This is a genomic window from Pseudonocardia xishanensis (assembly GCF_039541715.1).
Taxonomy (GTDB): Bacteria; Actinomycetota; Actinomycetes; order Mycobacteriales; family Pseudonocardiaceae; genus Pseudonocardia; species Pseudonocardia xishanensis.
This window is the reverse complement of record NZ_BAABGT010000099.1, coordinates 120,486-140,524: the sequence shown is the minus strand read 5'-3', so window position 1 is coordinate 140,524 and position 20,039 is coordinate 120,486. Positions and strand designations below refer to the sequence as shown.

General features: G+C 71.9%; 22 protein-coding genes and 2 tRNA genes. 16 read left to right on the top strand and 8 right to left on the bottom strand.

All coding sequences use genetic code 11. From position 1 onward, the window contains the following. Window positions 1-89 precede the first annotated feature (89 nt). Complete coding sequence (locus tag ABD993_RS30340; protein WP_345426084.1) at window positions 90-878, bottom strand: IclR family transcriptional regulator; 789 nt, start codon at window positions 876-878, stop codon at window positions 90-92. Between the two features lie 101 nt (window positions 879-979). Between ABD993_RS30340 and ABD993_RS30335 the strand changes: the two genes are divergently transcribed. After that, window positions 980-1,795: an alpha/beta fold hydrolase gene (locus ABD993_RS30335; RefSeq protein WP_345426082.1), complete on the top strand. Its 816-nt coding sequence runs from the start codon at window positions 980-982 to the stop codon at window positions 1,793-1,795. Between the two features lie 48 nt (window positions 1,796-1,843). On the opposite strand, the gene ABD993_RS30330 is transcribed toward ABD993_RS30335, so the two are convergent. The 3 genes from ABD993_RS30330 to ABD993_RS30320 are packed head-to-tail and all read right to left on the bottom strand — an operon-like array spanning window position 1,844 to window position 3,494. Then, the gene (locus ABD993_RS30330) at window positions 1,844-2,254 is read right to left on the bottom strand and encodes a carboxymuconolactone decarboxylase family protein (RefSeq protein WP_345426081.1); all 411 of its coding nucleotides are present in this window, start codon (window positions 2,252-2,254) and stop codon (window positions 1,844-1,846) included. Further along, window positions 2,251-2,655, bottom strand: coding sequence for a nuclear transport factor 2 family protein (locus ABD993_RS30325; protein ID WP_345426079.1), 405 nt, complete (start codon window positions 2,653-2,655; stop codon window positions 2,251-2,253). The genes ABD993_RS30330 and ABD993_RS30325 overlap by 4 nt, the downstream gene beginning before the upstream one ends. Next, window positions 2,652-3,494 carry an enoyl-CoA hydratase/isomerase family protein gene (locus tag ABD993_RS30320; protein ID WP_345426077.1) on the bottom strand — a complete coding sequence of 281 codons (843 nt, stop codon included), beginning with the start codon at window positions 3,492-3,494 and terminating at the stop codon, window positions 2,652-2,654. Before ABD993_RS30320 ends, ABD993_RS30325 begins: the two co-directional genes overlap by 4 nt. A 97-nt stretch (window positions 3,495-3,591) precedes the next feature. On the opposite strand from ABD993_RS30320, the gene ABD993_RS30315 reads away from it, so the two are divergent. The 14 genes from ABD993_RS30315 (at window position 3,592) to ABD993_RS30250 (ending at window position 17,201) form a co-directional block, all read left to right on the top strand. Beyond that, complete coding sequence (locus ABD993_RS30315; RefSeq protein ID WP_345426075.1) at window positions 3,592-4,161, top strand: TetR/AcrR family transcriptional regulator; 570 nt, start codon at window positions 3,592-3,594, stop codon at window positions 4,159-4,161. Beyond that, window positions 4,158-5,087 (top strand): helix-turn-helix domain-containing protein, encoded by a 930-nt coding sequence (locus tag ABD993_RS30310; protein WP_345426073.1) that lies wholly within the window; start codon window positions 4,158-4,160, stop codon window positions 5,085-5,087. The genes ABD993_RS30315 and ABD993_RS30310 overlap by 4 nt, the downstream gene beginning before the upstream one ends. Window positions 5,088-5,199: 112 nt before the next feature. After that, on the top strand, window positions 5,200-5,508 hold the full coding sequence (locus ABD993_RS30305; RefSeq protein ID WP_345426071.1) for an EthD family reductase: 309 nt from the start codon (window positions 5,200-5,202) through the stop codon (window positions 5,506-5,508). Further along, the gene (locus ABD993_RS30300; protein ID WP_345426069.1) at window positions 5,505-7,232 is read left to right on the top strand and encodes a CocE/NonD family hydrolase; all 1,728 of its coding nucleotides are present in this window, start codon (window positions 5,505-5,507) and stop codon (window positions 7,230-7,232) included. Before ABD993_RS30305 ends, ABD993_RS30300 begins: the two co-directional genes overlap by 4 nt. Next, window positions 7,229-7,747 carry an NADPH-dependent FMN reductase gene (locus ABD993_RS30295; protein WP_345426067.1) on the top strand — a complete coding sequence of 173 codons (519 nt, stop codon included), beginning with the start codon at window positions 7,229-7,231 and terminating at the stop codon, window positions 7,745-7,747. Before ABD993_RS30300 ends, ABD993_RS30295 begins: the two co-directional genes overlap by 4 nt. After that, window positions 7,744-8,253: a MarR family winged helix-turn-helix transcriptional regulator gene (locus ABD993_RS30290; RefSeq protein ID WP_345426065.1), complete on the top strand. Its 510-nt coding sequence runs from the start codon at window positions 7,744-7,746 to the stop codon at window positions 8,251-8,253. The genes ABD993_RS30295 and ABD993_RS30290 overlap by 4 nt, the downstream gene beginning before the upstream one ends. Window positions 8,254-8,406: 153 nt before the next feature. Beyond that, entirely contained in the window at window positions 8,407-9,441 is a 1,035-nt protein-coding gene (locus ABD993_RS30285; RefSeq protein WP_345426063.1) for an ABC transporter permease, read from the top strand. Then, on the top strand, window positions 9,438-10,286 hold the full coding sequence (locus ABD993_RS30280) for an ABC transporter permease (protein WP_345426061.1): 849 nt from the start codon (window positions 9,438-9,440) through the stop codon (window positions 10,284-10,286). The genes ABD993_RS30285 and ABD993_RS30280 overlap by 4 nt, the downstream gene beginning before the upstream one ends. After that, window positions 10,286-11,875, top strand: a complete 1,590-nt coding sequence (locus ABD993_RS30275) for an ABC transporter ATP-binding protein (protein WP_345426059.1) — start codon at window positions 10,286-10,288, stop codon at window positions 11,873-11,875. Before ABD993_RS30280 ends, ABD993_RS30275 begins: the two co-directional genes overlap by 1 nt. Before the next feature lie 17 nt (window positions 11,876-11,892). Continuing rightward, the gene (locus ABD993_RS30270) at window positions 11,893-13,488 is read left to right on the top strand and encodes an ABC transporter substrate-binding protein (RefSeq protein ID WP_345426058.1); all 1,596 of its coding nucleotides are present in this window, start codon (window positions 11,893-11,895) and stop codon (window positions 13,486-13,488) included. Window positions 13,489-13,490: 2 nt separating this feature from the next. Next, entirely contained in the window at window positions 13,491-14,846 is a 1,356-nt protein-coding gene (locus ABD993_RS30265) for an LLM class flavin-dependent oxidoreductase (protein ID WP_345426056.1), read from the top strand. Continuing rightward, window positions 14,843-16,201, top strand: coding sequence for an LLM class flavin-dependent oxidoreductase (locus ABD993_RS30260; protein ID WP_345426054.1), 1,359 nt, complete (start codon window positions 14,843-14,845; stop codon window positions 16,199-16,201). The genes ABD993_RS30265 and ABD993_RS30260 overlap by 4 nt, the downstream gene beginning before the upstream one ends. Next, window positions 16,198-16,722: an NADPH-dependent FMN reductase gene (locus ABD993_RS30255; RefSeq protein ID WP_345426052.1), complete on the top strand. Its 525-nt coding sequence runs from the start codon at window positions 16,198-16,200 to the stop codon at window positions 16,720-16,722. Before ABD993_RS30260 ends, ABD993_RS30255 begins: the two co-directional genes overlap by 4 nt. After that, window positions 16,719-17,201 (top strand): flavin reductase family protein, encoded by a 483-nt coding sequence (locus ABD993_RS30250; protein WP_345426050.1) that lies wholly within the window; start codon window positions 16,719-16,721, stop codon window positions 17,199-17,201. Before ABD993_RS30255 ends, ABD993_RS30250 begins: the two co-directional genes overlap by 4 nt. 6 nt (window positions 17,202-17,207) lie before the next feature. Here ABD993_RS30250 and ABD993_RS30245 read toward each other — a convergent pair whose 3' ends face one another. Beyond that, on the bottom strand, window positions 17,208-18,095 hold the full coding sequence (locus ABD993_RS30245) for a LysR family transcriptional regulator (RefSeq protein ID WP_345426049.1): 888 nt from the start codon (window positions 18,093-18,095) through the stop codon (window positions 17,208-17,210). Window positions 18,096-18,173: 78 nt separating this feature from the next. Here ABD993_RS30245 and ABD993_RS30240 point away from each other — a divergent pair, with 78 nt between their 5' ends. After that, window positions 18,174-18,980, top strand: a complete 807-nt coding sequence (locus ABD993_RS30240) for an SDR family oxidoreductase (protein ID WP_345426047.1) — start codon at window positions 18,174-18,176, stop codon at window positions 18,978-18,980. A 118-nt stretch (window positions 18,981-19,098) separates the two neighbouring features. On the opposite strand, the gene ABD993_RS30235 is transcribed toward ABD993_RS30240, so the two are convergent. From ABD993_RS30235 to orn, 3 genes are all read right to left on the bottom strand, one after another. Beyond that, window positions 19,099-19,171 (bottom strand) — tRNA-Lys (locus ABD993_RS30235). Between the two features lie 95 nt (window positions 19,172-19,266). Beyond that, a tRNA-His gene (locus ABD993_RS30230) sits at window positions 19,267-19,339 on the bottom strand. Between the two features lie 61 nt (window positions 19,340-19,400). Next, entirely contained in the window at window positions 19,401-20,003 is a 603-nt protein-coding gene (gene orn / locus ABD993_RS30225; protein WP_345426045.1) for an oligoribonuclease, read from the bottom strand. Window positions 20,004-20,039 lie beyond the last annotated feature (36 nt).

Here is a 20,039-nt window from a genome sequence, read left to right as displayed (position 1 = left end):
GCTGTGCCTGCTCGGCCCGCCTGCTCGGGCGTGCCGTCGCTGCGACACGGTTGGCCGGCACCCGGCAGGCCGCCAAGACGCCTTCTCGCTCAGCGAGAAACGCGGCCCGGGAGGTGCGCGGGGGAGGACTGCAGGGCGCGGGTCACGGCGCGCGCGGTGGCCACCACCGCGGGCCGGGCGGCGGCGATCGTGGCGGAGTCGTTCGGCACGATCACGGTGAGCGCGGCGACGACCGCACCGGTGTGGTCGCGCACCGGCGCCGCGACCCCCGCCGCGTCTAGGTGCACGGTGCCCCGCAGCGAGGCGGTGCCCCGCTGGCGGGTGTCGGCGAGCACCTGGCGCAGTGCCTGCGGCTCGACCGGGGTGTGCGGGGTGTAGGCGACCAGGTCGTGCGTGGCCAACACCTGTTCCTGCAGCTCCGGGGGGCTGAAGGCGAGGAGCAGGACCCCCGAGGGACAGGAGTGCGCGGGCAGCCGGCCCGCCACCCGGGTGATGTTGACCGTCGTCGGACCGCGGGCGCTGAGCCGCTCCAGGTAGAGCACCTCGGTCCCGTCGAGTACCGCGAGCAGCGTGTGGTGGCGGACGACGGACTGGAGGTCCTCCAGGTACGGCAGGGCGAGGTTGCGCAGGCCGAGCGCGGCGGTCGAGCGCCAGCCCAGCTCCCAGAGCCGCACCCCCACTCGGACGAGCTTGTCCGGGCCACGTTCGAGCAGCCCGAGCCGGACCATCTCGCCGACGAGGCGGTGGGTGGAGGCCATCGGGATCCGGGTCCGCCGGGAGATCTCGGACGCGCTAAGGGCCTGGCTGCCGGGCCCGAAGACCTCGAGGACCCGCGTGGCGCGGCTCAGGGTCGACTCACCGTCGTCGGCGGCTGGCATGGACGCACTATGCCGGTTTACCGGTCAGCGGGAAACGGGCCGGCCCGGGTGTCCCGGGCTCGGGAACCGTGCGGCACACCCGCGCAGACCAGGAGGCAACGATGCAGCAGGCGGACGTCGACACCGGTTCGTTCCGGACCCACTACTACGCCGCAGGGCCGGAGGGTGCTCCCGTCGTGGTCCTGCTGCACGACGGAGCCTGGGGCGGCGACGGTCAGGTGACGTGGTCGGAGGTCATGCAGGACCTCGCCACGGACTACCGCGTCTACGCGCCGGACCTGCTGGGATTCGGCCGGTCGGACAAGGTCGTCTACCTCGGCCGGGCGCCGTACGCGCCGCGGGTCCGGCAGATCGCGGACTTCTGCGGGGTGCTCGGGATCGAGCGGGCGCACTTCGTGGGCACCTCGTTCGGCGGGTCGGTGGTGCTGCGCGCGGCGGAGGCCCGTGCCTGGCCCGCGGCGTCGCTGACCACGATCGGGGGCGCGGGCGGCCCCTTCCGGACCCAGCGCGGGATCGACGTCCTCGGCGAGCTGCAGCCGGGCGAGGAGTATCTCGCCGAGGTGGTCGAGCTGTTGACCAACAGCCGCTCCGGCTACGAGGACAACGTGGCGCTGCGCCGGACCAACACGCTGGCGCCCGGGCACTACGGCGCGATGGTCGCCCCCCGGCTCAAGCACCCCGAGGGGGCGCCCGCCCGCGAGCCCGACGGCTTCCCCGGCACGCTGCGGGACGCCGACGCGCCGGTGTGGCTCGTCGAGATGTCCGACGACCTCGTGATCGAGGCAGGCTGGGCGAAGGAGATCGCGACGGCGGCCCCGAACTGCCGGGTGCTGGAGCTGGCGGGACCACACAGCCCCAACCTCACGGCACCGACCGAGCTGGCCGGGCACCTGCGGGAGATCTTCGCGGAGGCCTGAGTGACGGGCGCCCGCCCAGGACTGAGGGCGGGCACCCGGTCGGTCGGCTCAGCTCGCGGCGCGGCTCGCGAGCAGCTCCGAGACGGCCTGCGAGGCCTGGATGGCGCGCGGGAATCCGCCGGGGATCGTGGTCAGGTAGACGATCTCCTTGAGCTCCTCGGCGGTGGCGCCCGCGTTCAGCGCGTAGCCGCCGTGGATCTTGATGAAGTCGCCGAGGCCGAGCGCGGCGAAGGCGGCGACCAGGGCGAGCTGTCGGGTGCGGACGTCGAGCACGTCGCGGGCGAAGAGCTCGCCGACGGCGTAGGCGTTCACGGCGTGGGCCAGGAACGGGTACTCGGCGTCGAGCGCGTCCAGCGAGGCGGGGCGCTTGCCGCCGCTCAGGTCCTGAACGATCTGCTCACCCCGGGCGCGCCGGGTGGCGGTGGTCTCGGTCGGGTCGACGGTGTTGCGCGAGGTCATGCGAAGTCCTTGGGGTCGGTGGGGCGAGGGGTGTCGAGGTAGTCGTGGGCGTCGACGATGAGGCCGTCGCGGATGCGCCAGATGAAGCAGGCGGCCATCTCGATGGGGGTGTCGGTCGCGTCGGTTCCGGCGTACGTGAACCGGGCGACGACGATCTCCGGGTCGGTCGTCTCGTAGACGGTCACCGGCTCCCGGGCGGCCAGGCTCATCCCGCTCGACGCGAGTCGGCCGAAGTGGGCGCGCAGCGCCTCCCGGCCGGTCAGCAGCGCGGAGGCGTCGCGGGCGAAGGGGTGGCGGACCACGGTGTCGGTCGCGTAGAGCTCGGCGAGGTCGTCCCAGCGGCCGGCGGCGACGCCGTCGAGCAGGGCGGTGACCACCTCGCGGGGGGTGCGGGTCGTCATCGGTCGAGCTCCTCGAGTGCTGTGCTGAAGCGGGTGAGCTCGAACTCGCGGTCCTGCGCGCCGAGCGCGAGCAGCGCCTTCATCCGGCGCTGGGCCTCCCCGTCGACCAGGGTCTGGTCGAGCGCGTGGGTCTCCTCCAGCAGGCCGTCGAAGTAGGGCGGGGTGGCGGCGTCGACCGCGGCCTTGTTGATCGCGATGGTCTTCGCCGGGAAGGACGCGATGCGGGCGGCCAGCCGGTCGACGAACCCGCGCAGTTCCTCGGCCGGGAGCGCCCGGTTGACCAGGCCGTAGGCGGCCGCGGTGTCGGCGTCGAACTCGTCGCAGCCCAGGATGACCTCGAGGGCGCGCTGCCTGCCCAGCATCCGGGGCAGGCGCTGGGAGCCGGTGGCTCCCGGGATCACGCCGACCGCCGCCTCGAACTGGCTGAGCACGGCCCGGCCCCGGGCGGCGAACACCATGTCCAGGGAGGACAGGAACTCCGCGCCGCCGCCGACCGCCCGTCCCTCCAGGACGCCGATGGTGGCCTGGGGGAGGGTTCGCAGGTCCTCGAAGAGGGCCTGGAGCCCGTTCAGCACGTGCGGTCGCGGCGGGACCTCGGTGCGCGGGGCAAGGAAGAGGTTCAGGTCGGCGTGACCGATGAAGAAGTCCGGGTCGGCGCTGTCGAAGACCACGACCCGGGTCTCCGGGTCGGCGCGCAGGATCCCGAGCAGCCGCGAGACGTCGTCGATCATCTGCGGGTCGAAGAGGTTGGTGGGCGGGTTGTCGAGGGTGACCGTGGCGCGCACACCGTCGGTGCGCACCCGCAGGGTCTCGAATCGTGTGGAATCGAGTTCGTTCACGAGGACCAGTCTGCCAACCATCCTGTTGGTTGGCTCGTCTTCGCCGGGTGGCTCTCGTCACCAACCAACAGGATGGTTGGCAGGTAGGATCGCGAGCGTGCGTCGTGATGTGGAGGACACCCGGGCCCGGCTCGTCGCCGCGGCGACCGCCGAGTTCGCCGAGCTCGGGATCGCCGGGGCGCGGGTCAACCGCATCGCCGAGCAGGCCGGGGTCAACAAGGAGCGGATCTACGGGATCTTCGGCAGCAAGGAGGCCCTGTTCGACGTGGTGCTGGGCGCGGCGATGGACCGGCACGTGGCCGAGCTCGGTCTGCCCGGCGAGGACGTCGCCGGGTGGGTGGGCGAGGTGCACGACTTCTACCGGGCGAACCCGGAGCTGCTCCGGCTGCTGATGTGGGAGGCGCTGCAGGCGGGCGGGCGCCCGTCGGAGATCCACCGGACCGAGCGGTACACCGCGAAGGTCGAGGCGTTCGCCGCCGCGCGCGGCGTGGCGCCGGACGCGGAGAACGCGTCGGCCCTGCTCGGGCTCATCGTCCTGGCCATGCTGCCCACGCTGTTCCCGCAGCTCGCGGGGTCCCTCGTGGGGCCCTACGCAGAGGGGGCGGACGTCGAGGGGATCGTGCGGGACCGGATGATCACCGCCCTGGGTGGGGTGCTCGGAGGGTGAGCGCGGCGGTGCGCCGGGACGTCCGGGACCCCGACGGATCGGGTGCCGGACCCGCCGAACGATGGGCCGAGATCCTGTCCTCAACCCACCTCCCCTGGGCGGCGTCGATCTCCGACCGGGTGCTCCCGAGCTCCTTCCGCGGCACCGTCGCGGCCCAGCAGCTCGACGACCTCACCCTGCTCGACTGCGTGACCGACCCCTGCAGCGGGGTACGGGGGCGCCGACAGCTCGCGCACACCGGCGGGGAGTTCGCCGTCCTGCTGATCACCCGTCGTGGCAGGCAGGTCCTGACCCAGGAGGGGCGGTCGGTGGAGCTCGGGACGGGGGACGCCGTGCTGTGGGACAGCACGCTGCCCGCCCGGTTCGCGATCCCGCAGCGGCTGGTCAAGCGGAGCCTCGTGGTGCCCCGCGCCCTCGTCGCCCCGGCGCTTCCCGGGCCGGTCCGGCTCGACCCGTCCGCCCCTGCCACGAGGCTCCTGCTCGCCTATCTCGACAGCGTGGACGGGATGCTCCCCGGGCTGGCACCCGCCGGCGTCCTCGCCGCGCGCAACGCGGCGGTCGAGCTGCTCCTGGCCGCGCTGCACGGTGCGGGCCCGACCACCGCGCCCCCGGCGCGGGTGGCGGTCCGCCAGGAGATGCTCCGCTACCTCGACCGGCACCTCGGCGACGAGGACGTGGGACCGGCCCGGCTCGCGCGGGCGCACGGGCTGTCCGAGCGCACGGTCAACCGGATCTTCCGGGAGGGCGGCGAGAGCGTCGCCGAGTACGTCCGGCGGCAGCGCCTCGACCGGGCCCGCGGCGACCTCGTGCGGACCACCGAGCCGTTGTCGGCGATCGCCCACCGGTGGGGCTACGCCGATCTCGCGCACTTCAGCCGCTCGTTCAAGGCGGCCTACGGGCAGCCGCCCTCGCGGGCCCGCGGCTGAGGGCCGGCGGAGCAGTTCAAATTTGAGGCGGTCGGGTTCAAGCCGGTCCGCGGCCGCGGTGCGAGTGTCGACGTCGTCAGGACCGCTCTCGAGACGACGAGGTCTGTGATCGATGTACCTGCTCACCGCCACCTACGCCCACCCCGACGACCCCGAGCGCTTCCTCGCCCACTTCCGCGACGTGCACAGCCCGATCGTGCGCCGCTTCCCCGGCCTGCGACACCTCTCCTGGTCGCGGTGCGAGACCGCGGACGGCACCCCGCCGCCGGACCACCTCATCGCGCGGGTCGGGTTCGCGGACCGGGAGTCGGCGCTGGCCGCCCTCGCCTCCCCGGCGGGGAAGGAGGCCGTCGACGACCTGGCGCTCTTCGCGGGCGCCGGGGTCCGCATCGACCTGGGTGAGGAGGTCGTGGAGCTGTGACCGGACGAGTTCTCCCCCCGATGGTCGTCGAGCGGGACGTCGAGATCCCGATGGACGACGGCGTGGTGCTGCGGGCGGACGTGTTCCGCCCCGTCACCTCCGAACCGGTGCCGGTGATCATGACGCTGGGCCCCTACGGCAAGGGGGTGAAGTACGAGGTGGGTTTCGCGCCCCAGTGGCAGTGGATGATGCGGACCCACCCGGACGTCCTGCCCGGCTCGACGCGCTCGATGATGGCGTGGGAGACGGTCGATCCCGAGACCTGGGTGCCCTGGGGCTACGCGTGTGTGCGGGTCGACTCCCGGGGTGCGGGCCGCTCCCCGGGCACGCTCGACATCTTCTCCCCGCGGGAGACCCGCGACTACTACGAGGCCATCGAGTGGGCAGGCGTCCAGCCATGGTCGACCGGGAAGGTCGGGCTCAACGGGATCTCGTACTACGCGGTGAACCAGTGGCACGTCGCCGCGCTGCAGCCCCCGCACTTGACCGCGATGATCCCGTGGGAGGGTGCCGCGGACTTCTACCGCGACTGGGCCCGACACGGCGGGATCGCCAGCAACGGTTTCCTGGAGACCTGGTACCCGCGGCAGGTGCTGTCGGTGCAGCACGGCAACCCGGACGCGCTGGTCGACCCCTACCTCGGCGAGGCTGCCTCCGGCCCGGGGGAGCTCGACGAGGCGACCCTGCAGGCTCAGCGTTCCGACCCGCTGCCGAACGTGCTCGCCCGCGAGCTCGACGGTGACTGGTACCGGGACCGGTCGCCGGACTGGTCCAAGGTCACCGTGCCCTTCCTCAGTGCGGCCAGCCTGGCCGGGTACGGCCTGCACCCGCGGGGCAACTTCGAGGCCTTCACCCAGGCCGCGTCCGCGCAGAAGTGGCTTGAGACCCACCCCGGTCGCCACGAGGAGTGGTTCTACCTCGAGTACGGCCTCGACCTGCAGAAACGCTTCCTCGACCACTTCCTCAAGGGGGTCGACAACGGCTGGGAGCGCGAGCCCCGGGTCCAGCTGAACCTCCGCACGCCCTTCACCGGCGAGGTGTGCGTCCGCGGCGAGGAGGCCTGGCCGCTGCCGGACACCCGGTGGACCGAGATGCGGCTCTCAGCAGGCGACCGGGCGCTGGGGGAGGCCCCCGAGGCGGAGTCTGCCGTCACGTTCGACGCGTCGGGCGAGCCCGTCACCTTCCGGTCGGCGCCGCTGAAGGCCGAGACGGAGCTGACCGGGCCCCTGTCGGTCCGGCTCCACGTCTCCTCGAGCACGACCGACGCCGACCTGTTCGTGACCCTGCAGGCCTTCGCCCCGGACGGTCGCGAGGTCGACTTCCAGGGGACGATCGACCCGCACACCCCGCTCGCCCAGGGCTGGCTGCGGGCGAGCCACCGCGCGCTCGACGTCGAGCGCAGCCTGCCGTGGCGGCCCTATCACCGGCACGACCGGCTGGAGAAGCTCGCCCCGGGCGAGATCGTGACCTGCGACATCGAGATCTGGCCGACGAGCGTGGTGCTGCCCGCGGGCTACGAGATCGCACTGCAGGTGAGCGGACACGACTTCGAACGCGAGCCTCCGAAGGACCCGAACGAGGCCTGGGTGTCCCGCGGCTCGGGCCCCTGGCTGCACACCCACCCCGAGGACCGTCCGATGCCGGAGTTCGGCGGCCGGACGGCCCTGCACACCGGCCCGGGCCACGACAGCGTGCTGCTGCTCCCGGTGATCCCGCCTAGGTGACCGCGCCCCGGATCGGCGTGCTCGTCGGCAACCCGCGCCCACGCTCACGCACCCGGCACGTCGCGCGGGCGCTGGCGATGACGCTCGCCGACCGGACCGGCGCGGACCGGGCGGAGACCATCGATCTGGCCGACCACGCCGCGGTCCTGTTCGAGCCGGACGGTCGGAACGTGCGGCGGCTCGACCACGAGGTGCGCGCCTGCGGGCTCGTGATCGTGGCGAGTCCCGCCTACAAGGCCAGCTACACCGGCCTGCTGAAGTGCTTCCTCGACCGGGTCCCGGGGGGTGGGTGGGCCGGGGTCACCGCCGTGCCGCTGATGACGGCGGCGACCCCGGGACACGCGGCGGCCGCCGGGCTCGCCCTGCGGCCCGTGCTCGAGGAGCTCGGGGCGCACGTCCCGGTCGCCGGACTCGCCTTCCCGATCGCGGACTTCGGCCGGGTCGGTCGGGTGGTCGCCGACTGGGTCGACGAGCACGCGGACCGGCTCGACGCCACCCGGCGAGCCTCGGCATGACCGAGGATCCGCGGCCGCCGCTGCTCGACTCCACCCAGCTCGCGCTGTTCGAGCGGATCCTCGCGGTCGGCAAGCTCGTGGAGCGGGCATCCGACCGGATGCTGCGGGCGGCCGAGGAGCTGCCCTTCCTGCAGTACCACCTGTTGATCCGGTTGCGGAACCTCGGCGGCGAGGCGCGGATGTCCGAGCTGGCCAAGTATCTGGTCAGCACACCCAGCGGCGTCACATACCTTCTGGCCAGGCTGGAGCGGCGCGGGCTGGCCGAGCGGGTGCCCGCGCCAGGCGTCGAACGCGGGGTACTCGCCCGGATCACCCCCGCGGGCCGAGCGCTCCTGCGGGCGTTGTCCCGCAGGCAGAACGACCTCATCGTGCAGTCGGTGGTGGAGCCGTTGCGGCCGGACGAGCTCAATGAGCTGCACCGACTGCTCGGGATCCTGCAGGACAAGCTGCGCCGCGAGCCCGTGACGGAGGGGCTGCTGCCCGACCAGGTGCCCGAGGAGCCGTGAGAGAGCTTTACAAATTTGAAACGGCGGACGCTGGATCGACGGCTCCCCGGTTCCTACGCTGGTCCCGTACGACGCGTCCGGTGAGACCGGCGATGTGGGGCCCCGTTCCGGCGGTCCCTTGCCGCCCCGTCCCCACCTCCCGGAGCCTTCCCCATGTCAGTCCTCTCACCGCCCACCGCGGGTGCGTCGCCCGGTCGGTCGCGCTCCGCCCTCCACTGGGAGTGGGGGTATGTCAGCCGCCGCGTCCTGCAGGCCGTCGGGATCCTCTGGGCCACCTACACCCTCTCCTTCCTGATCCTTTTCGCGATCCCGGGTGACCCCGCGCTCCTCATGCTGGGCGGCGCCGCCGAGGGTGGAGCGATCTCCCCCGAGGACCTCGCCGCCGTCAACGCCCAGTACGGCTTCGACCAGCCTCTCGTCCTCCAGTACCTGGCGCACCTCGCCAGTACCCTCCACGGCGACCTCGGCACCTCGTTCGCCTACGGCGCACCGGTGACGAGCCTGCTGACCGACTCCCTGGGGAGCACCACGGCCCTGGTCATCTTCGCGATGACGGTGGCAACGGTGGTCGGGATGCTGATCGGGTGCCTGGCGGGTGCGGTCCGCCTGCCCTGGCTCGCCCGGCTGCTGGAGGCGCTCCCGGCGGGTGCGGCCTCGGTGCCGACCTTCTGGATCGGCCTGCTGCTCATGCAGCGGATGTCCTTCCAGCTGCGGCTCCTGCCGGTGTCGGGTGACCGCGGGTTCGCCTCGCTGGTGATGCCGGGGCTCACGCTCGCCGTGCCCGCGAGCGCATACATCGCCCAGGTGGTGGCGCGGAGCGTGCGGGGCTCGTTGCGCGAGCCGTACGTGGACGTCGCACGGGCCAAGGGCGCGGGCGAGCTGCGGGTGTTCGTCGTCCACGCGCTGCGGACCGCCGCCCCGACGGTGCTGACCGTCGCCGGGCTGGTCGTGGCCACGATGTTCGTGACGGCGACGATCACGGAAACGATTTTCGCCCGGCGGGGGATCGGGTTCCTGCTCGAAGGAGCGATCACGGTCAAGGACATCCCGGTGGTGCAGGCCGTGGTGCTCGTCGTCGCCGCGGTGTACGTGACGATCAACCTGCTCGTCGACCTCGTCCACCCGCTGCTCGACCCGCGGACGATCACCCATCGGCGCCGCCCGGCCGCGCAGGCGGTGTCGACATGAGCACCGCCACCCTGGCCGCGCGCCCGACGGCGCTGCCGCACTGGCTACGGGAGATCCTGCGCGCCCCTGGCCTGGTCCTGTCGATCCTGGTGATCCTGCTGGTCGTGGCTTGGGCGGTCGCGCCGGCTGTGTTCGCGCCCTATGACCCGCTGCATGCCGACACCACAGTGCCGCTCGCCCCGCCGAGCGCGGAGCACCTGTTCGGCACCGACGAGCTCGGCCGGGACGTCTTCTCCCGCATGGTCGCGGGCACCGGGCTCTCCCTGCTGACCACCGTCGCGGCGGTCGGCATCGGGCTCGTCGTCGGATCGGTGGTCGGCTCGGTCAGCGGCTACGTCGGCGGCCGGGTCGACGGTGTCGTGATGCGGCTGGTCGACGTGCTGCTCAGTATGCCGATGCTGCTACTGGCGATGGCGCTGGTGACCGCTCTGGGGTTCGGCCCCGGGCAGCTCGCGGTCGCGGTCGGCGTCGCGCTGGTCGGCTCGACGGCCCGGGTCATGCGCTCGGAGGTGCTCCGGGTCAGCCGCTCGACCTACGTGGACGCGCAGCGCTCCATGGGCGCAGGCTCGGTGTCGATCCTGGCCCGCCATGTGCTACCCAACGCCCTCGGCCCGGTCCTCGTGCTCGCCGTCGTGGAGTTCGGGCAGGCCATCCTGGCGATCGCCGCGCTCAGCTTCCTGGGGTTCGGCACTCCGCCGCCTACGCCCGAGTGGGGCTCGCTGGTGTCCGCGGGCCAGCGCTACATCGCGGCGGCGCCGTGGATGATCGCCTTCCCCGGCCTGGTCATCACCGTCTTCGTGATGAGCATCAACCGCCTCGCCCGCCACTTCGAGCAGGAGGTCTGATGCAGGGACCGCTACTGTCGATCACCGACCTCCGGGTCGCCTACCGCGGCATCGAGGTCGTGCACGGGGTGAGCCTCGACATCGCTCCCGGCGAGGTCGTCGCCGTCGTCGGGGAGTCCGGGTCGGGCAAGTCCACGACAGCCCTGTCGGTGATCGGGCTGCTCGGTGCGGGTGGCACGGTGACCGGTGGATCGATCTGCTTCGACGGCGAGGAGCTGGCCGGTACCGGAGTTGCCCGGCTGCGCGAGGTCCGCGGCGCCGGCATCGGGCTGATCCCCCAGGACCCGATGCTCTCGCTCAACCCCGTGATCCGGATCGGCGCCCAGGTCGCCGAGGCTCTGCGGGTCCACGGCCGCTCCCGGGCCGAGGCCGAGGAGCGCGTCCCCGGGCTGCTGCGCGCCGCCGGTCTGCCCGACCCCGACAGGGTGCTCGCCCAGTTCCCTCACCAGCTCTCCGGCGGCATGCGGCAGCGGGTGCTCATCGCGATCGCCATCGCCTGTGGGCCACGCCTGTTGATCGCCGACGAGCCGACCAGCGCCCTGGACGTCACCGTCCAGCGCCGGATCCTCGACCACCTCGACGAGATCCGACGGGCGTCCGGCTCCGGGGTTCTGTTGATCACCCACGACCTGGGAGTAGCGGCGGACCGGGCGGACCGGATCGTGGTCATGTCGCGCGGCGAGGTCGTCGAGACCGGGCCGGCCCGGGAGCTGCTCGCCGACCCGCGGCACGAGTACACCCGGCGGCTGCTCGACAGCGCACCCGCGCTGTCCGGTCCGATGGTCGCGGACGAGCGGGAGGCAGACCGGGGCACGCTGCTCACCGTCTCGGGCCTGGCCAAGACCTTCAGCGGGCGCAACGGCCCGGTCCGCGCGGTGGACGACGTGTCCTTTCAGGTCCCCCGTGGCCGGACCCTCGCGATCGTGGGGGAGTCGGGCTCCGGCAAGTCCACCACCGCCCGGCTAGTGATGTGCCTGGAGAAGGCGGACCACGGTGAGATCGACTTCGACGGGACGCCCCTGCACTCTGCGACGGGCCCAGAGCTGCGGGGTCTGCGCCGCCGGTTCCAGATGGTCTATCAGGACCCGCTGGGCAGCCTCGACCCCCGGCACACCGTCGGCGAGGCGTTGGCCGAGCCGCTTCGCCTGCACGGCCTGGCGGACCGCCGGGAGCGCCCGGACCGGGTCGCCGAGCTGCTGGAGCTGGTCGCCCTTCCGGCGGACTTCGCCCGACGCCGCCCGCGTGAGCTCTCCGGCGGTCAACGCCAACGGGTCGCGATCGCCCGCGCGCTGGCAGTGGAACCCGACCTACTCGTATGCGACGAGCCGGTCTCCGCTCTCGATGTGTCCGTGCAGGCCCAGATCCTGGAGCTGCTCGTCCGTCTGCAGCGCGAACGCGGCCTGACCTACCTGTTCATCTCCCACGACCTCGCCGTCGTCCGGCGGATCGCCCACGACGTCGTCGTCATGCGCCACGGTCGGATCGTCGAGCAGAGCTCGACGGCCGAGCTGTTCACCGCTCCCCGCGCCGAGTACACCCGCGAGCTGCTGGCGGCGATTCCCGGTGTCACCCCCTCCCTCCCCGCCTGATCCACGAAGGACCGATCATGTCCACCGCACGCACCCGTCTTCCCGCGCTCGCCGCCGCGGGCGCCCTCACCCTGTTGCTCACCGCCTGCGGCGGCGCGGCAGGCGGCGCACCGACCTCCGGCGGCACGCTGACCGTCGGCCTCGGCGGCGGCGCGACCTGCGTCGACCCGCAGCAGACCTTCAACTTCAGCTCCGCCGCCATGGCCCGCACCGTCGTCGACTCGCTCACCGACCAGGACCCGCGCACAGGGGAGATCCGCCCTTGGCTGGCTGACTCCTGGGAGGTGAACGCGGACGCGACGGAGTACACGTTCCGGCTGCGCGAGGGGGTCACGTTCAGCGACGGCACCCCGTTCGACGCCGCGGCGTTGGCAGCCAACCTCGACTACATCAAGTCGTTGGGGGCCAAGTCCTCCCGCGGCGCCGCCTACCTGGTGAACTACGCAGGAACCACCGTGGTGGACCCGCGGACGGCCGTCGTCAGTTTCTCGGCGCCGTCCGCTCCGTTCCTGGTGGGGACCTCGACCCTGGTGTTCGGGATGCTCTCGCCCGCGACCACCCAGCTCACCCCCGAGCAGCGCTGCCAGGGCGAGCTCGTCGGTACTGGCCCGTTCGTGATGGACAGCTACGTTCAGGACCAGACCGCCACGGTCCTGCGGCGGGCCGGGTATGCCTGGCCGTCGTCATTGAGCACCCACCAGGGCGAGGCGATCCTGGAGCGCATCGAGTTCGTGTGGCAGCCGGTGCCCAACGTCCGAGCGGGCTCGCTGGCCTCGGGCCAGACCGACGTCGCTATGTCGCTGGAGACCCAGGACGTCGCGCAGATCGAGGCGGCCGGCGGCACGGTCCAGCGCGGCACGATGCCGGGCCTGCCGGGCAGCTTCATCGTCAACAGCACCCGCCCGCAGCTCGCCGACCCGGCCGTCCGGCAGGCGTTGGAAATCGGCATCGACCGTGAGTCCGTCGTCCGGACCGTGCTCGGGACCTCCTTCGACCCGGCGACCAGCATCGTCACCTCCAACCTGCGGGAGTACTCCGACATGTCGTCGATGCTGGCACCCGACCCGGCGCGCGCCACAGCGTTGCTCGACACCGCCGGATGGATCCCCGGTGTAGACGGGATCCGTGCACGCGACGGTGTCCGGCTCGAGATCGGCATCACCTACAGCGACGACTTCGGCGCCTTTTACACGAGTCTGATGCAGCTGGTGCAGCAGCAGCTGCAGGCCATCGGGATCGGTGTCCGGCTGAACAGCGTGACGCAGGCGGGGCTGGTCGACGCACAGTCGACCCGGGACTTCGACACGCTCGTCACCACGATCACCGAGTCCGACCCGGACATCGTCCGCTCCATCATCCAGACCCGGTCACCGGACACCGCGCTGCTCGAGTCCTCCGGGCTCCAAGCGCTGTTCACGCGGCAGCAGGCCGAGTCCGACGAGGCCGCGCGCACCGCGACCTGGGCAGAGATCCAGCGGATCGTGCTGGAGAACGGCATCGTCGTCCCGCTGTTCGAGGGCACTCAGCTCACCGGCATCGGCCCGTCGGTGACCGGCGTGCGGCAGGACTTCAAGTCGATGGTCTCGTTCTACGACACCGCCCGGACGGAGTGACCATGCTCAGCCTGATGACGACCCTGGGCGGGCTCGGCAGCCACCTGGGTGGCTGGCGCCATCCGCGGGCCTGGACCGGCACCGCCATGAATCTCGACCAGCAGATCGAGCTGGCCCGGATCGCCGAGCGCGGGCTGTTCGACCTGCTGTTCCTCGCCGACGGCAACGCGGTGCGGCAGATGGACAAGCCTGCGCTGTTCGAGGCGGTGAGCTTCTCCGACCGACCCACCGGGTTCGAGCCGGTGACCCTGATGGCGGCCTTGGCCCAGCACACGTCCCGGATCGGGCTGCTGGCCACCGCGACCACGACGTATGAGCAGCCGTGGACGCTCGCCCGCAAGTTCGCCTCGTTGGACCACCTGTCCGGAGGCCGGGCCTGCTGGAACATCGTGACGAGCTCCTACCCGGGCGACTCGCGGAACTTCGGCCGCGAGGACCACGTCCCCCGCGGGGAGCGGTACGCCCGCGCCTCCGAGTTCGTTGAGGTCTGCAAGGGCCTGTGGGACAGCTGGGCCCCCGACGCCTTCCCCGAGGACAAGGACAGCGGGCGCTACCTGCGTGCCGACCGCGTCCGGACGCTGGACCACCATGGTGTGCACTTCGACGTCGCGGGCCCCTTGAACGTCGCGCGCATGCCGCAGGGCTACCCAGTACTGTTCCATGCCGGTCAGTCCGAACCTGGGCGCGAGCTCGCGGCCCGGCACGCCGACTGCGTGTTCTCGGTGTCCGGCGACATCAAGGTCGGCCGCGATTTCGCCACGGACATGCGTCAGCGTGCGGTGCGGCACGGGAGGGCAGCCTCCGACATTCGGATCTATCCCGGCGCGACCGCCTACGTCGCCCAGAGCATGGCGGAGGCGGACGAACTGTTCGAGGAGCTGCAGTCGCTCATCTCGCCGTCGGTCGGGGTGCCCTACCTGTCGAAGCTGGTCGAGGAGGACCTGAGCGGGTACCCGGTGGATGGGCCGCTCCCGGACTTGTCCGGGGAGGTGAGCGGGCTGTCGTCGTTCCGCACGACGATCGCCGCGATGGCGGAGCGGGACGGGCTCACCATCCGCGAGACCTATGAGCGGGTGCTCCCGACCATGGGCCACGTCCTGTTCAAGGGCACCGCGACGGACGTCGCGGACCAGATGCAGGAGTGGCACGACTCCGGCGCCGCGGACGGGTTCCTGTTGTCCGCGCCCGCACTGCCCTTCGGACTCGAGTCCATCGTCGACCTCCTGGTGCCCGAGCTCCAACGGCGCGGGCTTTACCGGACGGCCTACACCGGATCGACGCTGCGGGAAAACCTCGGTCTGCCGATCCCGCGCAACCCCCACTTCGACCTCGCCCTCAGCGGCACGGAGCAGTCATGACCGACTCGATGATCCTGGTGACGGGCGTCTATCCCGTCGGCGGGCACCTCGCCGGATGGCGGCACCCCACCGCCTACCCCGACATCGCGATGAACCTCGACGCCATGATCGAGCTCGCGCGGCTGGCCGAGCGCGGGCGGATCCAGGCGCTGTTCCTGGCCGACGGCAACGCCGTGCGGCAGATGGACAAGCCTGCCCTGTTCGAGGCGGTGGCGCCCTCGGACCGGCCCGCCTCGTTCGAGCCGACCACGGTGATGGCGGCGATCGCCCAGCACACCGCACACGTCGGGCTCTTCGCCACGGCGACCACCACCTACGAACAGCCCTACCTGCTGGCCCGCAAGTTCGCGTCGCTGGACCACATCAGCGGCGGCCGTGCTATCTGGAACGTCGTCACCGGCTCGTACCCGGGCGATGCGGTGAACTTCGGCGGAGGGTTCCCCGAGCGGACCGACCGCTACCGGCGCGCGGGGGAGTTCCTCGACGTCTGCAAGGGACTCTGGGACAGCTGGGCGGACGACGCCTTCCCCCAGGACAAGGCATCCGGGCGGTTCCTCGACTCCTCCCGGGTCCACGTGCTGGACCACGTCGGGGAGAACTTCGCCGTGCGCGGCCCGCTCAACGTCGCGCGCAGCCCGCAGGGACACCCGGTGCTCTTCATGGCCGGTCAGTCCGGGCCAGGCCGTGACCTCGCCGCGCAGCACGCGGACTGTCTGTTCACCGTGGCCCAGACGAAGGAGGAGAGCCTCGCCGCCGTCGCCGACATCAAGGGGCGGGTGGCCGCGTTCGGCCGGGACCCCGCCGCGTTGAAGATCATCCCGGGGATCCGGGTGAACGTCGCGGGGAGCCGGGAGCAGGCCCTGGACCTGTACCGCGAGCTCAACGCGCTGGTCTCGCCCGCGCTCGGGGTCGAGTACCTGTCGAGCCAGGTCAAGCAGGACCTGTCCGGGTACCCGCTGGACGGGCCGATGCCCGACCTCTCCACGGAGGTCGCGGGCGTGACCAGCATCCGACAGAGCATCGGCGAGATGGCGGCTCGCGAGGGCCTCACGGTTCGCCAGACCTACCAGCGGCTGTTGGCCGCGGACGAGGACCCGCCCTTCACCGGGACCGCCGCCGAGGTCGCCGACGAGATGGAGGACTGGTTTCGCAGCGGCGCCTGTGACGGCTTCATGATGAACGTCCCGACCCTCCCGCTCGGGCTGGAACGGGTCGTGGACCTGCTGGTCCCAGAGCTCCAGCGGCGCGGGCTGTTCCACGACGACTACACCGGGGGCACGCTGCGCGAGGAGCTCAGGCTCCCGGTGCTGCGCAACGCCTACTTCGACACCGCGCACGCTGGGAGCACGACATGAGGGTCACAGTCGTGGTGGGCAACCCGAAGCCCCGGTCGCGGACCCGGGAGGTCGGCGAGGCGCTCGTCGAGCGGCTCCTCCCGGGCTGTGCACCCGAGGTGATCGACCTCGTCGACCACGCGGGCGAGCTGTTCGCGTGGCCGTCGGAGACGATGGACGGCTTGACCGCGCGGGTCGCGTCGTCGGACCTGGTGGTGATCGCGAGCCCGACCTACAAGGCCACGTACACGGGTCTGCTCAAGGCCTTCCTGGACCGCTACCCGGCGAACGGGTTGGCCGGGGTGGTGGCGCTGCCGGTGCTGACCGGGGCGGGCCCGGCGCATTCGTTGGGTGTGAACGTGCACCTCGCGCCCCTGCTCGCCGAGCTCGGTGCGACCGTGCCCGGACGGGGCGCCTACATCGTCACCTCGACGGCGGACCGCGGCGACCAGGCCGTGGCCGAGGCCGCGGACCGGTTCGGTGCGTCCCTGGCCCGCGCCACCGCCGTCGGCCGGAGCCTGATGGCGGGTGACCCGTCGTGACGGGTGAGCTGGACCGCGCTGAGCTGCGCCGCACCTTCGCGCACTTCCCGAGCGGGGTGGTCGCCGTGTGTGCCCAGGTCGACGGCACGCCGGTCGGGATGGCAGCGAGCTCGTTCACCTCGGTCTCCCTGGTCCCGCCGTTGGTGTCGGTGTGCGTGGACCACGGCTCGACGACGTGGCCCGTGCTTCAGAGCGCCGGTGTACTCGGCATCAGCGTGCTGAGCGCAGAGCAGGCCGCAGCCGGACGACAACTTTCGCGACGCGGCGTCGACCGGTTCGAGGGGGTCAGGCTGCGCCACGCGCCGTCCGGAGCGGTCCTCGTCGAAGGCGCGGCCGCGTGGCTCGAGTGCCGGGTCGACGACGTCGTCCTTGCCGGTGATCACGACATCGTGGTCATGGAGGTGACGCGGACGGCGACGAACGGGGGAGACCCCCTTGTCTTTCACGACTCCCGGTTCCGGCGGCTCGAGGTGGGCTGATCCTCCTCAGAGTGTGTCGGCCGCCCGGCGGAGCGCCGTCAGCATGGCCTCGGCCGCCGGGGTGGGCTGGTTTCCGGTCAGCAGGAGGGTGGTGCGCGGGCGGTGTCGGGGGTCGTCGACGTCGACGACTCGCACGCCGGCCGGGACGACGGGGGCGGCGAGCGCGGGCAGCAGAGACAGACCCAGCCCGGCGGCGACGTAGCCGAGGCGGGCCTGCCAGCTCGTCGTTGTGTGGGCGATGTGCGGCTCGGTGAGGGTGGGCCATGCCCCGAACTGCGGATCCTCTGGAGCCCCTCGGCCCACGATCCAGGGTTCGTGGCGGAGGTCCTGCGGGGTGACCCGTCCGGTGAGGTGGTGCGCGTCGGGCACCGCCACCTGCAGAGAACGCGGCGGCAGCGACTCGGCGTGCAGGCCGGACAGGTCGTAGTCCGGTAGCTCGTCGCCCGCGGCGACGACTGCGACCTGGGTCCGTCCGGCGCGGAGCCGCCGCAGCTGAGCAGGTGTCGAGTGCTCGCTCAGCGCGACGGCGAGTGCGGGGTGCTCCTGCCGGAGCAGGGCGACGGCTCGTGGCAGCAGTGACGCGTGCGCGATGGGGAAGCCGTCGACGGCGAGTCGGCCTGCGAGTCGGTCGCGCAGACCGGCGAGCTCCTGGCCTGCCTCGCCGAGCCGGCGCAGGACGGCATCGGCGTGCCGGGTCAGGATCTCCCCGGCCGCGGTGGGCACGACACCGCGGGCGCGCCGAGTGAACAGCGCTTGACCCACTGCGGACTCGGTGGCGGCGACCTGCCGGGAGACGGCCGACTGCGTGTAGCCCAGCGCGGTCGCTGCGGCGGTGATGGAGCCGCGGCGCGCGACCTCTCGGACCACGCGGAGCCCGACGACGGTGACGTCCATTCAACATGACTAGCACGCATGGCTCCCATGTGGAGTCGTCGCTTGTCCGATGGCTGGCAGGAGGGGAGCGTGGTCGTCATGAGGACATGGTTGGTGACCGGCGCGTCCCGAGGGATCGGGCGCGCGATCGTTGAGCAGGCGCTGGAGCGCGGGGACACCGTCGTCGCGACGGTGCGCAATGCTGCGGCGTTACCTCCTCGGGAGAGGCTGGAGGTGCACACGCTGGACGTGATCGATACGGCAGCGCTCCGGGCAGTCGTCGACACCGTTTTCGCCGCTCACCGGGTCGACGTCGTTGTCTCGAATGCCGGGTCGGGAGTCTTCGGTACCGCTGAGGACCTGTCGGACGCCCAGGTGGCCACGATGATCGACGTCAATCTGGTCGCCTCGATCCAGCTGGCGCGGGCGGTCGTTCCGCACCTGCGCGAGCAGGGAGGCGGCGCTCTGATGCAGCTGTCCAGCATGGGCGGGCAGATGACCTTTCCCGCGTTCGGGCTGTACCACGCGGCGAAGTGGGGCATCGAGGGCTTCTTCGGGTCGCTCGCCGAGGAGGTCAAGGCGTTCGGCATCACGACCACGCTGGTCGAGCCGGGGATGGTGCGCACCGGGTTCTTCGACGCCGCTCCGAGGGTGGAGCCGAGCCCGCCGTACCGGGGTGGGCCTGCGGACCGGGCACCGGTTGCGGTCGAGGACATGCCGGTCGACGAGGAGCTCGTTGCGGCCGAGATCATCCGGGCGGCGGACATGGCGGACCCACCCCGCCGGATGCTGCTCGGTTCGGACGCCTACGAGCTGGTCACCGCCGCCCTCGCCGAGCGGCTCGCCGAGGCCGAGGCGCAGAAGGACACGGCGGCTCGTGCCGACCGGCCGCTACGGCGAGACTGAGCGGGCGCGGCGGTCAGAGCCGGGGGACGTGGGTGGTGAACGTCGGGTTTGCGTCGGGTTTGATCACCGAAAACGCTAACAGGCCAGACCGACAACCGGTCTGACCTGCTAGTTTGCGTACACCGCCACGGACTTGAACCGTGAACCCGCTGATTAAGAGTCAGCTGCTCTGCCAATTGAGCTAGCGGTGCATGTCTGAAATTATTTGCGGTGTCCCTTGCGCGACACCGGGATCCACTGTACCAGTGCTCCCGCGGGGTCGTGCGAGGGGGGTCCGCGGACCCCGGGTGAGTGACGGGACTTGAACCCGCGGCCCCCTGGACCACAACCAGGTGCTCTACCAGCTGAGCTACACCCACCATCTGATCTCCGGGTTGCCCCGGCGACCTCGTAGAGACTACGTGATGCCCCGATCCGGCTCTACGCCGGGGGTGCCACCGCCGCGGCGGCGGCGCGGGCCTCGTCCGTCGAGGGGCCCGGGGGCTGCACGAACAGCGTGCGGCGGTAGTACTCGAGCTCGCGGATCGACTCGATGATGTCCGCGAGGGCGCGGTGGGCGAGGCCCTTCTCGGGCTTGGCGTAGAAGACGCGGGGGAACCAGCGGCGGGCCAGCTCCTTCAGCGAGCTGACGTCGATCATCCGGTAGTGGAGGTGGGCGTCCAGCTCGGGCATGTCGCGGGCGAGGAAGCCGCGGTCCGTGGCGATCGAGTTGCCCGCGAGCGGCGCGACGCCCGCATCGGGCACGTGGGCGCGGATGTACTCCAGCACCTTCACCTCGGCCTCGCGCACCGTCACCCGCGACGCCCGGATCTCCTCGGTGAGGCCCGACTTGCGATGCATCTCCTCCACGACCGGAGGCATGGCGGCGAGCGCGGCCTCGTCCGCGTGGATGACGACGTCCACCCCCTCGCCCAGGATGTTCAGGTCCCCGTCCGTGACCAGGACGGCGATCTCGACGAGGGCGTCTCGCTGGAGATCCAGACCTGTCATCTCGCAGTCGATCCACACCAACCGGTCGTTCATGGGACGCAGCGTAAGCCTCCTGGTCTAGGCTCCGCG

Excerpts from the sequence above, each read along its gene's own strand:
- ABD993_RS30290 (WP_345426065.1), top strand. The coding sequence starts at position 7,744 with ATGACCGAGGATCCGCGGCCGCCGCTGCTCGACTCCACCCAGCTCGCG.
- ABD993_RS30330 (WP_345426081.1), bottom strand. The coding sequence starts at position 2,254 with ATGACCTCGCGCAACACCGTCGACCCGACCGAGACCACCGCCACCCGG.
- orn (WP_345426045.1), bottom strand. The coding sequence starts at position 20,003 with ATGAACGACCGGTTGGTGTGGATCGACTGCGAGATGACAGGTCTGGAT.
- ABD993_RS30335 (WP_345426082.1), top strand. The coding sequence starts at position 980 with ATGCAGCAGGCGGACGTCGACACCGGTTCGTTCCGGACCCACTACTAC.
- ABD993_RS30275 (WP_345426059.1), top strand. The coding sequence starts at position 10,286 with ATGCAGGGACCGCTACTGTCGATCACCGACCTCCGGGTCGCCTACCGC.
- ABD993_RS30340 (WP_345426084.1), bottom strand. The coding sequence starts at position 878 with ATGCCAGCCGCCGACGACGGTGAGTCGACCCTGAGCCGCGCCACGCGG.
- ABD993_RS30280 (WP_345426061.1), top strand. The coding sequence starts at position 9,438 with ATGAGCACCGCCACCCTGGCCGCGCGCCCGACGGCGCTGCCGCACTGG.
- ABD993_RS30305 (WP_345426071.1), top strand. The coding sequence starts at position 5,200 with ATGTACCTGCTCACCGCCACCTACGCCCACCCCGACGACCCCGAGCGC.
- ABD993_RS30245 (WP_345426049.1), bottom strand. The coding sequence starts at position 18,095 with ATGGACGTCACCGTCGTCGGGCTCCGCGTGGTCCGAGAGGTCGCGCGC.
- ABD993_RS30260 (WP_345426054.1), top strand. The coding sequence starts at position 14,843 with ATGACCGACTCGATGATCCTGGTGACGGGCGTCTATCCCGTCGGCGGG.
- ABD993_RS30270 (WP_345426058.1), top strand. The coding sequence starts at position 11,893 with ATGTCCACCGCACGCACCCGTCTTCCCGCGCTCGCCGCCGCGGGCGCC.
- ABD993_RS30240 (WP_345426047.1), top strand. The coding sequence starts at position 18,174 with ATGAGGACATGGTTGGTGACCGGCGCGTCCCGAGGGATCGGGCGCGCG.
- ABD993_RS30265 (WP_345426056.1), top strand. The coding sequence starts at position 13,491 with ATGCTCAGCCTGATGACGACCCTGGGCGGGCTCGGCAGCCACCTGGGT.
- ABD993_RS30325 (WP_345426079.1), bottom strand. The coding sequence starts at position 2,655 with ATGACGACCCGCACCCCCCGCGAGGTGGTCACCGCCCTGCTCGACGGC.
- ABD993_RS30285 (WP_345426063.1), top strand. The coding sequence starts at position 8,407 with ATGTCAGTCCTCTCACCGCCCACCGCGGGTGCGTCGCCCGGTCGGTCG.
- ABD993_RS30255 (WP_345426052.1), top strand. The coding sequence starts at position 16,198 with ATGAGGGTCACAGTCGTGGTGGGCAACCCGAAGCCCCGGTCGCGGACC.